This window comes from Desulfovibrio sp. SGI.102 (assembly GCF_050314315.1).
Classification (GTDB): domain Bacteria; phylum Desulfobacterota; class Desulfovibrionia; order Desulfovibrionales; family Desulfovibrionaceae; genus Desulfovibrio.
Genome location: NZ_JBNPNC010000035.1, coordinates 1 through 14,279, shown reverse-complemented (window position 1 = coordinate 14,279; position 14,279 = coordinate 1). Strand labels below are relative to the sequence as shown.

Annotated in this window: 13 protein-coding genes; 4 read left to right on the top strand and 9 right to left on the bottom strand. The window is 64.7% G+C overall.

The genetic code is table 11. The features are described from left to right. Positions 1 to 9 precede the first annotated feature (9 nt). Positions 10 to 1,284: an NAD(P)/FAD-dependent oxidoreductase gene (locus ACQRCJ_RS08525; RefSeq protein WP_427799629.1), complete on the top strand. Its 1,275-nt coding sequence runs from the start codon at positions 10 to 12 to the stop codon at positions 1,282 to 1,284. A 262-nt stretch (positions 1,285 to 1,546) separates the two neighbouring features. Further along, a complete protein-coding gene (locus ACQRCJ_RS08520) occupies positions 1,547 to 2,689 on the top strand; it encodes an aldo/keto reductase (RefSeq protein ID WP_303996705.1) in 1,143 nt (380 codons plus the stop codon). Between the two features lie 294 nt (positions 2,690 to 2,983). Here the strand turns inward: ACQRCJ_RS08520 and ACQRCJ_RS08515 are convergent, their stop codons facing one another. The 9 genes from ACQRCJ_RS08515 to ACQRCJ_RS08475 form a co-directional block, all read right to left on the bottom strand. Next, positions 2,984 to 3,694, bottom strand: a complete 711-nt coding sequence (locus ACQRCJ_RS08515; RefSeq protein WP_168934590.1) for an ABC transporter ATP-binding protein — start codon at positions 3,692 to 3,694, stop codon at positions 2,984 to 2,986. A gap of 1 nt (position 3,695) precedes the next feature. Continuing rightward, positions 3,696 to 4,469 (bottom strand): ABC transporter ATP-binding protein, encoded by a 774-nt coding sequence (locus tag ACQRCJ_RS08510; protein WP_168934591.1) that lies wholly within the window; start codon positions 4,467 to 4,469, stop codon positions 3,696 to 3,698. Beyond that, a complete protein-coding gene (locus ACQRCJ_RS08505) occupies positions 4,466 to 5,494 on the bottom strand; it encodes a branched-chain amino acid ABC transporter permease (protein WP_427799628.1) in 1,029 nt (342 codons plus the stop codon). Before ACQRCJ_RS08505 ends, ACQRCJ_RS08510 begins: the two co-directional genes overlap by 4 nt. Continuing rightward, positions 5,491 to 6,396: a branched-chain amino acid ABC transporter permease gene (locus tag ACQRCJ_RS08500; RefSeq protein WP_006003995.1), complete on the bottom strand. Its 906-nt coding sequence runs from the start codon at positions 6,394 to 6,396 to the stop codon at positions 5,491 to 5,493. Before ACQRCJ_RS08500 ends, ACQRCJ_RS08505 begins: the two co-directional genes overlap by 4 nt. A gap of 75 nt (positions 6,397 to 6,471) precedes the next feature. Continuing rightward, a complete protein-coding gene (locus ACQRCJ_RS08495; RefSeq protein ID WP_168934593.1) occupies positions 6,472 to 7,587 on the bottom strand; it encodes a branched-chain amino acid ABC transporter substrate-binding protein in 1,116 nt (371 codons plus the stop codon). 194 nt (positions 7,588 to 7,781) lie between these two features. Further along, positions 7,782 to 8,120: a histidine kinase gene (locus ACQRCJ_RS08490; protein ID WP_168934594.1), complete on the bottom strand. Its 339-nt coding sequence runs from the start codon at positions 8,118 to 8,120 to the stop codon at positions 7,782 to 7,784. Between the two features lie 95 nt (positions 8,121 to 8,215). Then, entirely contained in the window at positions 8,216 to 9,418 is a 1,203-nt protein-coding gene (locus ACQRCJ_RS08485; protein WP_303996702.1) for an amidohydrolase family protein, read from the bottom strand. Between the two features lie 6 nt (positions 9,419 to 9,424). Beyond that, positions 9,425 to 10,288, bottom strand: a complete 864-nt coding sequence (locus ACQRCJ_RS08480) for a YitT family protein (RefSeq protein ID WP_168934596.1) — start codon at positions 10,286 to 10,288, stop codon at positions 9,425 to 9,427. Positions 10,289 to 10,459: 171 nt separating this feature from the next. Next, the gene (locus ACQRCJ_RS08475; RefSeq protein ID WP_168934597.1) at positions 10,460 to 11,257 is read right to left on the bottom strand and encodes a sulfite exporter TauE/SafE family protein; all 798 of its coding nucleotides are present in this window, start codon (positions 11,255 to 11,257) and stop codon (positions 10,460 to 10,462) included. Positions 11,258 to 11,616: 359 nt separating this feature from the next. On the opposite strand from ACQRCJ_RS08475, the gene ACQRCJ_RS08470 reads away from it, so the two are divergent. Then, entirely contained in the window at positions 11,617 to 12,570 is a 954-nt protein-coding gene (locus ACQRCJ_RS08470) for an aspartate carbamoyltransferase catalytic subunit (RefSeq protein ID WP_006003985.1), read from the top strand. Beyond that, complete coding sequence (locus tag ACQRCJ_RS08465) at positions 12,571 to 13,833, top strand: dihydroorotase (RefSeq protein ID WP_303997124.1); 1,263 nt, start codon at positions 12,571 to 12,573, stop codon at positions 13,831 to 13,833. It abuts the gene before it with no gap. Positions 13,834 to 14,279: the final 446 nt, after the last annotated feature.

Genomic DNA, 14,279 nt, shown 5'->3' with positions numbered 1-14,279 from the left:
AACGGTGGGATGCAAGCAAACTTTCATCCTAGACCTGTCAGAAAGGCCCTGTCAAACGCCGCTCCCCGGAAAACGGACGTCCTCATCCTGGGGGCAGGTGCGGCGGGCCTTATGTGCGCCCGCGAAGCCTCGGCCCACGGCCTGGACGTGGTCCTGCTGGAACGTGCCCCCTCCCCCGGCCGCAAGCTGTGCATCAGCGGCGGCGGCAAGGCCAACTTCACCAACCGCCGTCTGGCGGCCCATCACTATGCCTGCGCCGATCCCGCCTTCTGCGAGCCCGCACTGGATGCCTTCACTCCGCAGGACATGGAGCGCCTGGTGCACGGCTGGGGCCTGCCCGTGGAAGAACGCGCCCACGGCCAGCTGTTCCTGACTGTCCCGGCCAAACGTTTGCTGGATGCCCTGGTGCAGGATTGCCGCCGTCAGGGCTGTGCCCTCCACTGCCAGACCGACGTGCATGACGTGGTGCCCCTGCCCGATGGCGCGGGCTTCGAGGTCGGCAGCTCGCAGGGCCTCTGGCGCTGCCACCGTCTGGTGCTGGCCCTGGGCAGTCCCGCCTGGCCGCAATGCGGAGCCACGGGCAGCGGGTTCCGGCTGGCCCAGGCACTGGGGCACCGCCTTGTGGAGCATGCTCCGGCGTTGGCCCCCTTCCGCATGGCCCCCGGCTGGCTGGACGACAATCTGGCGGGCATCAGCCTGCCGGTGCGCATCGGCCTGCCGCAGGCCGGGCTTTCCCCTTCGCTGGCCGCGGATCCCGTCTGGCAGGACGACCTGCTCTTCACCCACGACGGCATCAGCGGCCCGGCCAGCCTCAAGGCCTCCCTGTTCTGGCGGCCGGGACAGGAGGTTGCCCTGGACTTTTTGCCCGGCAGCGATCTGGCCGCCCTGCTGGACGGCCCCGGCCAGGGCAAGCAGACCCCGCGCGGACTGCTGCGCCGCCTGCTGCCCCAGCGTCTGGTGGACGCCCTGCTGTCGCCGGAGACTGCGGGCCGCAAGATAGCCGAACTTTCCCGCGCCGCCCGGCAGCAGATCTGTGCCCGCATCCATGATTTCCGCACCGTCCCCGCCGGTCTGGCCGGGCTGAAAAAAGCCGAGGCCTGCCGCGGCGGTGTGGACACCCGGCAGGTGGATCCCTACAGCCTGCAAAGCACGGTGCGGGAAAACCTCTGGATCGTGGGCGAGCTGCTGGATGTCACCGGCCTGCTGGGCGGCTACAACCTGCACTGGGCCTGGGCCAGCGGCATGGCCGCCGGGCGGGCCCTGGCCCTGTTCGCGGGCAAATAGGCATCTTCCATTTTTATGGGGGAAGGGGCGCTTTGGAAAAAGCGCCCCTTTTTCTGCGCCCCATGCCGTAAAACCTTTCTTTGGCGGGATGGGCTCCTTATCGCCGACGAACGGAGATGGTGGAATGACAGCATCTTGCCGCATCCGACCGGATCTGCCGGCATCGCCAAAAACAGGCAACTAATTGCAAAGATCGTTTCTTTCTTCCTTCGTGTGCTCTGCCTATACAGGGATCACAGCCAGATGCTGACGGAGGTACATCATGAATACGATCACGAGAGAAAACCAGCTTGCCCGCCGCCGCTTCCTTGCCGGTGGCCTGGCCGTCGGAGCGGCCGCCCTTCTGTCCTCCTCCCTGCACGGCATGGCCCATGCCGCGGCACTGTCCTCCCCATCCGCCACAAAAAACAGGCAGCAGCCCCACTCCCTGCCGCAACGCCGTCTCGGCTCCTTGCAGGTCTCTGCCATCGGCCTCGGCTGTCTGCCCATGGTAGGCTACTATGGCGGCACCTATGCCAAAAAGGACATGATCGCCCTGATCCGGCGGGCATACGACAGCGGCGTGACCTTTTTCGATACGGCCGAGGTCTACGGCCCCTACACCAGTGAGGAATGGGTCGGCGAAGCCCTGGCCCCGGTGCGCGACAAGGTCATCATCGCCACCAAATTCGGCTTTGGCGTCGAAGAAGGCCGGCCTACGGCCCTCAACAGCCGTCCCGACCACATCCGGCGAGCCGTGGAAGGTTCCCTGCGGCGCCTGCGCACCGACCGCATCGACCTGCTCTACCAGCATCGTGTGGACCCCAAGGTCCCCATGGAAGACGTGGCCGGAACGGTGAAAGACCTCATCCGGGAAGGCAAGGTCCTTCACTTCGGTCTGTCCGAGGCCAGCGCGGCCTCCATCCGGCGGGCCCATGCCGTCCAGCCCGTCAGCGCCGTGCAGAGCGAATACTCCCTTCTGTGGCGCGAACCGGAGACCAAGATCTTCCCCACCCTGCGGGAACTGGGCATCGGCCTTGTCCCTTACTGCCCTCTGGGACGGGGTTTCCTGACCGGCGCCATCGACGAGAACAGCCGCTTTACCACAGGGCGCCTGTCCACCCTGCCGCAGTTCACTCCGGAGGCCCTGAAGCACAACATGCCCCTGCCCCACCTGATCCGTAGCTGGGCCGAGCGCAAGCAGTGCACCATGTCCCAGTTCGCCATCGCCTGGCTCCTGGCCCAGGCTCCCTGGATCGCTCCCATCCCCGGCACGACCAATCCGGCCCATCTCGACGACTTTCTCGGCGGTGCTGCCGTGAGCCTGACGCCTGAGGAGCTGGAAGAATTCGAACGGGAATACGGCGGGATCACCCTCATGGGGCATCGTGCGGACGCCTTTACGGAAAGCCAGATCGACAAGTAAAGCCGGAGGGATGTTCCCGTTGCGGCGGACCTGCATGGCAGAGCGGGAGGAACAATAAGCAAGCACACGGGGCAGGCAGGCTCGTCCAGCGCGCGGATCATTGGTACCGTGCGGGACGCCCTTCTGCCGCACGGCCGCTGTCATCCTGGCACCCAACTGTCCGCCAACTGAACCGCCAGGAGCATGTTCTTTCCTGCTCCTGCTGTACGGCTTCCGCCACCGCTGAGCCCATAACGCAAAAGAGCCCCCGCATCAGGCAGGGGCTCTTTTTTATCGCATGTGTCGGGCAGACGGTTAGCCGCCCAGATAGGCTTCGCGCACGCTGGCGTCGGCCAGCAGATTGGCGGCCGTGTCCTCCATGGCCACGTTGCCCACTTCCAGCACATAGCCGCGCGAGGCCAGCTTGAGGGCCGCGCGGGCGTTCTGCTCCACCAGCAGCACGGTGACGCCCTTCTGGTTGATGGCGCGCACGGTCTCGAAGATGGAACGCACCAAAAGCGGCGCCAGGCCCAGCGAGGGTTCGTCCAGCAGGAGCAGGCGCGGCTCGGCCATGAGGGCGCGACCGATGGCCAGCATCTGCTGCTCGCCGCCCGAAAGCGTGCCCGCCAGCTGCTGCTTGCGCTCGAACAGACGCGGGAACAGCTCGAAGATCCACTCCAGGGTCCGCTCGCTGCGTTCCTTGTCGCGGATGCAGAAGGCCCCCAGGCGCAGATTCTCCAGCACGCTCATGGTGCCGAAGACCCGGCGGCCTTCGGGCGACTGGGCGATGCCCAGGTTCACCACTTCGTGGCTGGGGTATTTGAGCAGGGGCTTGCCGTCAAAGATGATCTCCCCTTCGCAGGGCCGCACAAGACCGCTGATGGACAGCAGGGTCGTGCTCTTGCCCGCGCCGTTGGCGCCCAGGATGGTCACGATCTCCCCTTCGTCCACGTGCAGGTCGATACCGTGCAGCACTTCCACGCTGCCGTAACGGACATGTATGTTGGATAGCGTCAGCAGTGCCATATTACCACGTCTCGGAATCGTCGGAACCCAGATAGGCCTCGATGACCGCAGGATGGTTGCGGACATGGTCGGGCGTGCCCTGGGCGATGAGGGTGCCGTTTTCCAGCACCACAAGGTGTTCACAGATCTGCATGACCAGGCGCATGTCGTGCTCGATGAGCAGCACGGTGATGCCACGGTCACGGATGGCCGCGATGGTATCCACCAGGGCCACGGTCTCCTGGTCGTTCATGCCGCCGGCGGGCTCGTCCAGGATCAGCAGCCGGGGGTCGGAGGCCAGGGCGCGGGCGATCTCCAGCAGGCGCTGGTTGCCGTAGGAAAGACTGCTGGCGGCCTCGGCGTAATGATCGGCCAGGCCCACGAACTCCAGTTCTTCCATGCAGCGTTCCACAGCGGCCTTTTCCTCGCGGCGCTGCCAGGGCGTGTGCAGCATGGAGGACAAAAAGCCGGACTTCAGGCGGCAGTGACGGCCCGCCAGCACGTTCTCCAGCGCGGGCAGCTTGCCGAACAGACGGATGCTCTGGAAGGTGCGGGCAATGCCCATCTCCACGATATTGTGCGGGCGCTTGCCGGTGATGTCCTGGCCGCCGAAGGTGATGCGGCCGTGTTCGGGCTTGTAGTTGCCCGTGATGCAGTTGAAGACCGTGGTCTTGCCCGCCCCGTTGGGACCGATGAGGCCCACCACGCTGCCCTGCTCCACCGAGAAGGACAGCTCGTTGATGGCGATCAGGCCACCGAAGATCTTGCTGATCTCATGCAGTTGCAGCAGGCTCATGCGCGGCCTCCTTCCTTCTCGGCAGTGCGGGCATCGTCCGCCAGGCGGACCGCGTTGCCCTCAGCGTCGGCACAGGCACGGGCCTTGATGGCCTCCAGCAGCGCCGCCACGCCGTAACGGCGGCTCCTGGGCGGCATGAGGCCCTGGGGACGCCAGATCATCATCAGCATCATGGCCAGGCCGAAGATGAGCATGCGCGCACCGGAGAACTCGCGCAGCAGCTCGGGCAGGCCGATGAACAGGAAGGCGCTCACCAGCACGCCCAGCTGGCTGCCGCCCGAAAGGATGACCACGGCGAAGATGATGACGGATTCCATGAAGTTGAAGGATTCCGGCGCGATGGTGGTCATCTTGGCGGCATAGAGGGTGCCGGCCATACCGGCCCAGAACGCGCCCAGCACGAAGGCCATGAGCTTGTAGTGGGTCACGTTGATGCCGCAGCCTTCGGCGGCCACGTCATCTTCCTTGATGCAGTTGAGGGCGCGGCCGATGCGCGAACGCCACAGGCCGTAGAACAGCAGCAGGCTGACGCCCACCATGCCCCAGACCAGATAATAGAAATGCAGGGGCTTGAAGATGCGGAAACCGAAGAACACGGGACGGCTGATGCCGAAGATGCCGTTGGAACCGCCGGTCAGACCGCCCACGTCATTGATGAGCGCGATGCGCACGATCTCCACGATACCGATGGTCACGATGAGCAGATAGTCACCACGCAGGTGGATGATGGGCAGCGCCACCACCAGGGCGAACAGGGCCGCCGCACAGCCTGCCACCGGCATGGTCAGGAAGATGGGCCAGTGGTACATGGTGTTCAGGATGGCCGTACCGTACGCCCCTACGGCAAAGAAGGCGGCATGCCCCATATGGAAGATGCCGGCCTGTCCCAGGATGACGTTGAGCGAAAGGGCCAGCAGGGCATACAGGCCGATGCTGACGCACACGTCCGTCCAGTAGGGATTGGTGAACAGCGGCAGGACCAGCAGGGCCGCCGCCAGCGCGACGATGACGATGGTGCGGTTCATAGCTTGTCGGCCGTCCTTTCGCCCAGGATGCCCGTAGGACGGATGATCAGGATGAGGATCAGCACCGTGAAGGCGATGGCATCCTTCCAGGCGATGGCGATGTAGCCGGCGGCCAGGGCTTCGATGACGCCAAGCAGCAGGCCGCCGATCATGGCGCCGGGGATGTTGCCGATACCGCCCAGGATGGCGGCGGTGAAGGCCTTGAGGCCGTAGGACCAGCCCATGGTGAAGTCGATCTGGCCGTAGTAGATGCCCACCATGAGGCCGGCTGCGCCGCCCAGGCCGGGACCGATGAAGAAGACCAGGGAGATGATGCGGTCCACGTTGATGCCCATGAGGCGGGCAGCGCCCTGGTCGATGGCCACGGCACGCACGGCCGCGCCGATACGGGTGCGCTGGATGAAGGCCCACAGGGCCAGCATCAGGATAACGCTGGCCGCGATGACCATCAGGCGCACGCCGGGGACGGCGATGCCGAAGAGGTCAACGGTGAAGTCCGGTCGCAGCCAGTCGGGATAAACGTAGAAGCGCGCGCCGTAGACCAGCATGACGGCGTTCTGGAAAAAGATGGAAGCGCCCAGGGCGGACACCACGGCCGAAAGGCGCCCGGCCTTGCGCAGGGGGCGATAGGCGGCGCGCTCCAGCAGGCAGCCGATGATGGCCACCATGATGCCCACCATGATGAAGACCGCCAGCACGGCCACCACCGGCGGCAGCACGCCCGCCAGGTTGCAGCTCACCAGCAGGGTCAGGCCCAGATAGGCGCCGATGGTGAACAGGTCGCCATGCGCGAAGTTGATGAGCTTGAGCACGCCATAGACCATGGTGTAGCCCAGGGCCACCAGCGCGTAGATGCCGCCCACGGCAAGGCCGTTCAAAAGTTGTTGAAAAAACTGTTCCATGTCTCGGTCATGCGCCCCACGGCGCAGTTTGCGGGGCGGCGTTCACTGCCCGCCGCCCCGCTTCGGATGACTTTTCTATCGAGCCTGGAGCTCGAACTTGCCTGCGTTGTTCACCTTGTAGATGCGGTAGAAATCACCCACACGGTCGCCCTTTTCGTCAAAGCCCATCTTGCCGGACAGGGTGGGCAGCTCCTTGAGCTGCTTGAGCCATTCGGCGATCTTTTCGGGATCGTCGTTGCCCTTGGCGATGGCGGCCTCGAGCACCTTGTAGGCGTCACCGGCCAGCACGGCCCACACGGAGACGGGCACGGTCTTGTAACGGTCCTTGAAGGCCTTCAGGAAGTTCTTGGCCTCGTCGGTATCCATGTCCTGCGGCAGCGGCGGGCTCACGAAGACGTAACCGGCAGCGGCTTCGGGACCGGCGATCTTGACCAGGTCCTGATGGTTGGCGGCGTCACCGCCCATCATGGGCACATCCCAGCCCATTTCCTTCTTCTGGCGCAGCAGCATGCCCGTTTCGGGGTAGTAGCCGGTGAAGAAGATCAGGTCGGGGTTGGCGGCCTTCAGCTTGGTCAGGATGGCGGTGTAGTCACGTTCGCCGGGGGTCAGGGCATCGTAGAAGATGATCTTCACACCGGCTTTTTCCAGGGCCGCCTGGCTTTCTTCGGCCAGGCCCTTGGCATAGGAGGAGTTGTCGTGCAGCAGGGCCACCTTCTTGTAACCGGCCTTGATGATGGCGGCGGCAGCGGCCTTGCCCTGGGCGTCGTCACGCGGACAGGTGCGGAAGAAGAGCGGCAGGCCCTTTTCGGTCAGGCGCACGCTGGTGGAGCCGGTACCGATCTGCACCAGCTCGGATTCGGCCAGGATGTTCTGGGTGGCTTCGGTCACGGCGGAGCCGTAGGTGCCGATGACGGCCACCACACCGGCGGAAGCCAGCTTCTGGGCCGCCAGGGCAGCGGTGCGCGGGTCACCGGCGTCGTCTTCCACCACCAGTTCCATCTTGCTGCCGTTGATGCCGCCCTTGGCATTGGTTTCATCCACGAGCAGGCTCACGATATTTTTCATGTCCTGCCCTTCGGAGGCCCATTTGCCCGTCAACGGACACATCAGACCGATCTTGATGTCGCCCGCCAGAACCAGCGAAGGCACAAGCAAGGCTACCACTCCCAGCAAAAGCCCGAGCTTTTTCATAAGGTACTCTCCCAAAGGTACGAGTTGTTGCAAGCGGACAGCATATCCCAAAACGTACAAAAGAAAAAGCCCTTTCCTCTTTCCCCGTCCGGGGCGGAAAGGGCCTTCCACGACAGTTGCAACGATGGAAAAAAAAAGACTTTTTTGCTCCTCCCGGCATCAGGGATGCGGGGGACGGGCGGAAAAACATCTGTTTATTGTGCGGCCACCGTGGCCATGGCCACCAGGGTATCCGTGGTGATGCTGTCGAAACGGTGCAGGGCCACCGTGGTGTCCGCACCGGCCTTGATGGCCATCTCAAGCTCCAGCGCGACCGCCGCCAGCGCCTTGCCGCCCAGTTCGGCGGCAGCTTCACGCGTGGCATGGACCATGGCGCGGGCTTCTTCCTGCTGACCGTTCTTCAGCGCTACCGAGACCCTGACGGGGGTGTCCCGTTCCGTCTCGATGAAGTTTCGCAGCAGCTTCACATAGAGCCCGCGCGTGGTATCCACGCGCGCCATGGCTTCCTTCCAGTCAAGGATTGCTTCGCTCATAACCTTTCCCGTTATTGCTCGTTCTGATGATTCGGTGAATATGAAGGACAACTGTCGTGGAAGGCCGGAGACATACCGGCCGAAATAGCATGGGATCAGATGGAGAGGCTTTCAGGCAGCACACTGAAAACGGCCCTGCTCCCGGGTTCGAGACGCCCGTATCCGGTAAGGCCCAGTGCGGCGGCCCCGTTCACAGTGAGGCACCGTATCAGGGCCTGCGGGGCAACGTCCAGCCTTTCGCGCAAAAAAACAGCTTCCTGACGCACATCCAGATCCGTGTTGGAGCTGAGGCCGTCCGTGCCCAGACAGCACAGCAGGCCGGACTCCAGCAGCGCGGCCACGGGCGCCGTGCCCACGGCCAGATATTCGTTGGAACGGGGGCACAGGCACAGGGCGCTGCCGCTAGCGGCCAGGGCCGTCACTTCGGCGGGCTCCAGCTGCACGCCGTGCACGGCCAGCGTGCCCGGACCCAGCAGATCGAGACGCCGGGCATAGGCCACAGGCCGCAGATGCGGCACGGCCCAGTCTTCCGGCAGCACCATGCCCCGGTAGCAGTCCCACAGGGGGCCCTCGCCGTCAAGCAGCAGGCGCGTCTCCTCCTCGGATTCCGCCAGATGCAGGGCGAAGGGACGCCCCTTCAGCCGACACCACTGCCGCGCATCCTGCAACACGCGGGCATCCGTGGAATACAGGGCGTGCCCGGCCGGAGCACAGCGCCCGGCCATTTCCGGCCGGCCTTCCAGCAGGGCACGGCAGCGCGGCGGCCAGGGACGCCCGTCGTCGATGAAGGGGGCCTGACCGCCGAACCACTCGCAAAAATGGGTCACGCCCATGCCTTCCGCCCGCACGGCGGCATCCACCGCCAGCAGGCCGTCCCCGGCATAATCGCCCACATGGGCCGTGCCCGCCGCGGCCATGTCCCGGCAGGCCCCGATCAGGGCCGTGCCGTCATGCTCTTCGCGCAAGAGGGCGATGAGGCTGCGCAGCCAGGCCGTGAAGCCCGCGCCGAACAACGTCCGGCCCGCCGTATGCGACAATTGCAGATGGCAGTGGGCGTTGATGCTGCCGGGCATCAGGGTCACGTCGCCCATGTCCGTCACCGGGGTCCCGACAGGCACGCGCACGCTCTTCCAGGGCAGCACGTCCAGAACGCGGCCGCCGCGTACCAGCAGCGCCGCATTGTCCAGGCCCTTGAGGGGGCGGAAAAGGTCGCGGCCCGTGGCGGGGCGCTCCCCGAGCATATCCAGGATGGTCCGGGCGCGGATGATGCGGAGCCGGTCGTCATGTTCTTGCAGCATAGGGCATCAATTCCGGCGCGAGAATTGTCCGCCGGACACGTAAAAGGTGTTCTCCACCACGAACAGAGCCTTGGGGTCCACCATGAAGACCAGGTTCTCCAGACGCTTGAGGGCCACGTTGTTGGTGACGGTGAGCAGGATCTCCCTGTCGCCGCCGGAATAGGCGCCCTTGCCCCGGATCAGGGTCACGCCGAAGCGCTCGCTGGCCAGGATGGCCTCGCTGACCTCCTCGCCCTTCTCGGAAATGATCATCACCAGCTTGCGGTGGTTGAACAGGCCCACCACATACTCCAGCGTATTGGCCGAGATGAACATCATGATGGTGGACGCGATGATGATGTCCAGCGACAGGCTGAACGCGCCCACCAGGAAGATGCAGATGTTGACCGCAAAGCTGAACTGCCCGATGGGGATGTTCCAGCGCTGTTTCAGGGCCACGGCGATGATGTCCGTACCGCCGCCGCTGCCGAGGGTGCGCAGCATCATGCCCACGCCGGTGCCGTGCAGCACCCCGGCCACCACGGCGGCGTAGACCTCGTTGTTGATGGGGATCTGGAAGTCCACGAACATGCCGAAGATGGTAGTACAGATGGTGCCGTAGGCCGTATAGAGCAAGAAGCGGCGCCCCACGAAGAACCAGCCCCAGACCCAGATGGGGATGGAGAGCACCAGATACCAGATCAGGGGCGTCAGCAGGCCGGTATTGTAGAACACCAGCAGGGCCATGCCCAGGACACCGCCAGCCAGCATGGCGTGCGAAGCCACGACGCTCTTGACGCATACGGTGACGAAAAAGGCGCCGATGGTCAGCCAGAGCAGGTTCCACCAGACGGACTCAGCGAGCCTGTTATTGTATGTTTTCAGCTTCATGGGTCTCCCGATTCGAAATGGTTACGGTGGAAGGCCGCGTGCCAGCCTTGAAACAGGGACGGACAGGCCCGTTCCGTCCAAGGCCGCCGCGCTCCGCAAAAGAGCACGACGGCCTCGGCAGGGACGCGAGGCCCCGAAACGGTGACGGTCCCGGTCCGCCCGGGGATGATCCTAGAACAGGCCCACCAGCATGCGCAGGGCCACGATGATGAGGAAGACGGCAAAGCCCTTCTTGAGCTTGGCCGTGGGCAGGGAGTGGGAAAGCCTGGCACCGATGGGGGCCGTCATGAAGCTGGCGGCAGCGATGCCGAAAAAGGCCATCAGGTTCACGAAGCCCACACAGCCGGCGGGCAGGCCGGGGGCATTCCAGCCGCCCACGATATAGCCCAGCGTACCGGCCACGGCGATGGGGAAGCCGATGGCGGCCGAGGTGCCCACGGCGTGATGCAGGGGCACGTTGCAGAAGCTCATGAACGGCACGGAGAGCGTCCCGCCGCCGATGCCCACGAAACTGGAGATGAGGCCGATGACGCCGCCCACACCGGCGGTGCCCAGGGCGCCGGGCATCTCACGACTGGCCGGGGGACGGTAGTTGGACAGCATCTGCAGGGACACGAAGCCCAGGAAGCAGATGAAGAAGACCTTCAGGAACAGGGTCGGCATGTGGGTGGCCACCAGACCGCCCAGGAAGGTGCCCAGCAGGATGCCGGGCGTGATGTTGCGAAAGATGTCCCAGTGGACGGCACCGCGTTTGTGATGGGCCCGGCTGCTGGAGATGGACGTGATCATGATGCTGGCCAGCGAGGTGCCCAGGGCTATCTGCTGCACATATTCGGCCGGGATGCCCTGACTGGGAAAGACCGCCACCATCATGGGCACGATGACGATACCGCCGCCCACGCCCAGCAGACCGGCAAGCACACCGGCCACGGCGCCGCAGCACAAATAGACAAGGATTGAAACGAGCATGACGACCTTCCTCCATGGCAGCGCAGGTCGTGCCCGGAGGCGCGATCGCGGTACGAAACGGCAGAAAAAACAAAAAGGCGTGGGGCCACGGGCCCCGTCACGCCCCCGGGACAGGCACCGGACACCTGCCGCTGGTCCGGCGCAATACCTCAAGAAAGTAGACAAAGCCCCCCAAAGCGTCAACTGACTTTTTGCTTTACAAAGCGCCCGGCAGCGTCTAGGTTTGCCCCCATGAAATGTCTGGCAACGTACCGCGGTGATCTGCGCCCTGTGAACGCCGTTCGCAGGGGTTCTGCCCGGTTTTTCTTTTGTCCCGCCGTTGAGCGGGCTTTTTTTTAATTCTGCAACCCCACGACGCCATGACTACAGATACTACGTACCGCTGGCCGCACAAAGACCTGCTGGACGTCACCCAGCTCGACGCACAGGACGTGCGTCACCTGCTGAACGTGGCCGCCAGTTTCCAGGAAATCAACCTGAGACCCGTCAAAAAGGTGCCTACCCTCAAGGGCAAGACCGTGGTGCTCTTCTTCGTGGAGAACAGCACCCGCACCAAGACGTCTTTCGATGTGGCCGGCAAGCGCCTTTCCGCCGACACCTACTCCCTAGCCAAGTCCGGTTCCAGCCTCAACAAGGGCGAAAGCCTCAAGGACACGGCCCTGACCCTGCAGGCCATGGGGCCTGACGTCATCGTCATCCGTCATCCCAGCAGCGGCGCGGCCCAGTTCCTGGCCGAGCGTGTCTCCTGCGGCATCGTCAACGGCGGTGACGGCTGGCATGCCCATCCCACCCAGGCCCTGCTGGACAGCTTCGCCCTGCGGCAGGTCTGGGGCGATGCCTTTGCCGGCAAGCAGGTGCTCATCCTGGGCGACATCGCCCACAGCCGCGTGGCCCGCTCCAACGTGCACCTGCTCACCATGCTGGGCGCCAAGGTGCGCCTGTGCGCGCCGCGCACCCTGCTGCCCGCCGGTGTGGAATCCTGGCCCGTGGACGTGTACGGCGACCTCAACCAGGCCGTGCGCGACACCGACGCCGTCATGTGCCTGCGCCTGCAGCTGGAACGCCAGCAGGCAGGCCTGCTGCCCGACCTGGCCGAATATTCCCGCCGCTTCTGCCTGACCGAACGTCATCTGGAACTCACCCACCCCGGCGTGAAGGTCCTGCATCCCGGCCCCATGAACCGCGGGCTGGAGATTTCCAACGACGTGGCCGACGACCCGCGCAGCCTGGTCCTCGATCAGGTGGCGTCCGGTGTGGCCACTCGCATGGCCGTCCTCTACCTGCTGGCCACCCGTAACGATGGAGGTTGCTAAATGACCCTGTGCATCAAGAACGCCCGTCACCTGGACGCCCCCGTTGACCTGCTGGTGCGGGACGGCAAGATCGTGACCATGACCCCCGCCGGCCATCACGCCGCGCCCGAAGGCAGCCAGATCGTGGACGCCCGCGGCCTGATCCTCATGCCCAGCATGGTGGACGCCCACGTCCACCTGCGCGAGCCCGGCTTCGAATACAAGGAAGACATCAACACCGGCCTAGAGGCCGCCGCCCGCGGCGGTTTCGGTTCGGTCATGTGCATGGCCAACACCAAGCCCGTCAACGACAACGCCAGCGTCACCCGTTTCATGCTGGACCGCGCCGCCCAGACCCATCCCCACGGTCCGCGCCTCTGCCCCATCGCCGCCGCCACCGTGGGCCTGGCCGGTGAGGAGATGGCCCCCCTGCAGGAGCTCAAGGACGCCGGTTGCGTGGCCATCTCCAATGACGGCCGTCCCATGCCCGGCACCGAACTGCTGCGCCGCGTCATGGAATACGGCGCCGACCTGGGCCTGACCTTCATCGATCACTGCGAGGACGGCACCCTGGCCCGCGGCTGGGTCATGAACGAAGGTCCCCTCAGCGGTAGCCTGGGCGTCAAGGGCCAGCCCCCGGTGGGCGAGGCCGTGCAGGCCGCCCGCGACATCATGCTGGCCGAATACCTGAACCTGCCCGTGCACATCGCCCACGTCTCCAGCGCCCTGACCGTGGACATCATCGCCTGGGGCAAGGCCCGCGGCGTCAAGGTCACGGCCGAGACCTGCCCCCACTACCTGACGCTGGATGAATCCGCGCTGGACGGCTACAACACCAACGCCAAGGTCAGCCCGCCGCTGCGCCGCCCCGAAGACCGCGAGGCCCTGCGCCGGGCCATCAAGGACGGCACCATCGACATCCTGGCCACCGACCACGCCCCCCACGCCGCCCATGAAAAGGAGCGTACCCTGGACGAGGCCCCCTGCGGCTTCACCGGCATGGATCTGGCCCTGACCCTGACATGGCAGCTGGTGCGCGAGGACGTCATCAGCGAGGCTGACCTGCACCGCCTCTGGAGCGTGCGCCCGGCCGAGATCTTCAATCTGCCCCTCAACCGCTTCGAGCCCGGTGATCCGGCCGACTTCTTCCTCTTCGATCCCGAAGAAAAGTGGACCGTCAGCCGCGAGACCCTGTACTCCAAGAGCTACAACACTCCCTTCCTGGGCCGGGAGATGCAGGGCCGCGTCCGCCATCACTGGCTGGGCGGCGTGCAGCTGTTCTAAAAAACAGGGAAAAGCCCTTGTAACTTTGTGCCATGCCCGAACGGTGTCTGTGCCGACGGGCATGGCATTTTTCGTTTGAGCGAGGGAAGACTTCCCTGTAGCGCTGCTGTCGATGCCCGCAGATGCCCTGTTGCAACGGTCACGGCCTGCTCCTGCTTTCGGGCAGCACGAGGCGTGGCCCATCCCCTCCCCAATGACGCACAGGGCTGTCCCCTGCTCAGGACTCAGGACAGGACGAAACTAATCCCCCAAACGTCGGTTATCGTATGCCTCCTGTTCCCGGGCTTATCATGAGCGAAGATATCCCTGGAGCTTGTGCGTGTATCGTTCCCACCTATGTCATGAAAGCAGCCGGCAGGCGTTTTAGAGACCATCGTAAAACTACGAGAATGTCCGGCATACATCTTGCTATACCAGTTTTCTCCAAAGGATACAGGCCAAAGCAA

Coding starts and splice junctions, on each gene's coding strand:
- ACQRCJ_RS08465 (WP_303997124.1), top strand. CDS start 12,571: ATGACCCTGTGCATCAAGAACGCCCGTCACCTGGACGCCCCCGTTGAC.
- ACQRCJ_RS08490 (WP_168934594.1), bottom strand. CDS start 8,120: ATGAGCGAAGCAATCCTTGACTGGAAGGAAGCCATGGCGCGCGTGGAT.
- ACQRCJ_RS08475 (WP_168934597.1), bottom strand. CDS start 11,257: ATGCTCGTTTCAATCCTTGTCTATTTGTGCTGCGGCGCCGTGGCCGGT.
- ACQRCJ_RS08470 (WP_006003985.1), top strand. CDS start 11,617: ATGACTACAGATACTACGTACCGCTGGCCGCACAAAGACCTGCTGGAC.
- ACQRCJ_RS08510 (WP_168934591.1), bottom strand. CDS start 4,469: ATGAGCCTGCTGCAACTGCATGAGATCAGCAAGATCTTCGGTGGCCTG.
- ACQRCJ_RS08495 (WP_168934593.1), bottom strand. CDS start 7,587: ATGAAAAAGCTCGGGCTTTTGCTGGGAGTGGTAGCCTTGCTTGTGCCT.
- ACQRCJ_RS08515 (WP_168934590.1), bottom strand. CDS start 3,694: ATGGCACTGCTGACGCTATCCAACATACATGTCCGTTACGGCAGCGTG.
- ACQRCJ_RS08480 (WP_168934596.1), bottom strand. CDS start 10,288: ATGAAGCTGAAAACATACAATAACAGGCTCGCTGAGTCCGTCTGGTGG.
- ACQRCJ_RS08500 (WP_006003995.1), bottom strand. CDS start 6,396: ATGGAACAGTTTTTTCAACAACTTTTGAACGGCCTTGCCGTGGGCGGC.
- ACQRCJ_RS08525 (WP_427799629.1), top strand. CDS start 10: ATGCAAGCAAACTTTCATCCTAGACCTGTCAGAAAGGCCCTGTCAAAC.
- ACQRCJ_RS08505 (WP_427799628.1), bottom strand. CDS start 5,494: ATGAACCGCACCATCGTCATCGTCGCGCTGGCGGCGGCCCTGCTGGTC.
- ACQRCJ_RS08485 (WP_303996702.1), bottom strand. CDS start 9,418: ATGCTGCAAGAACATGACGACCGGCTCCGCATCATCCGCGCCCGGACC.
- ACQRCJ_RS08520 (WP_303996705.1), top strand. CDS start 1,547: ATGAATACGATCACGAGAGAAAACCAGCTTGCCCGCCGCCGCTTCCTT.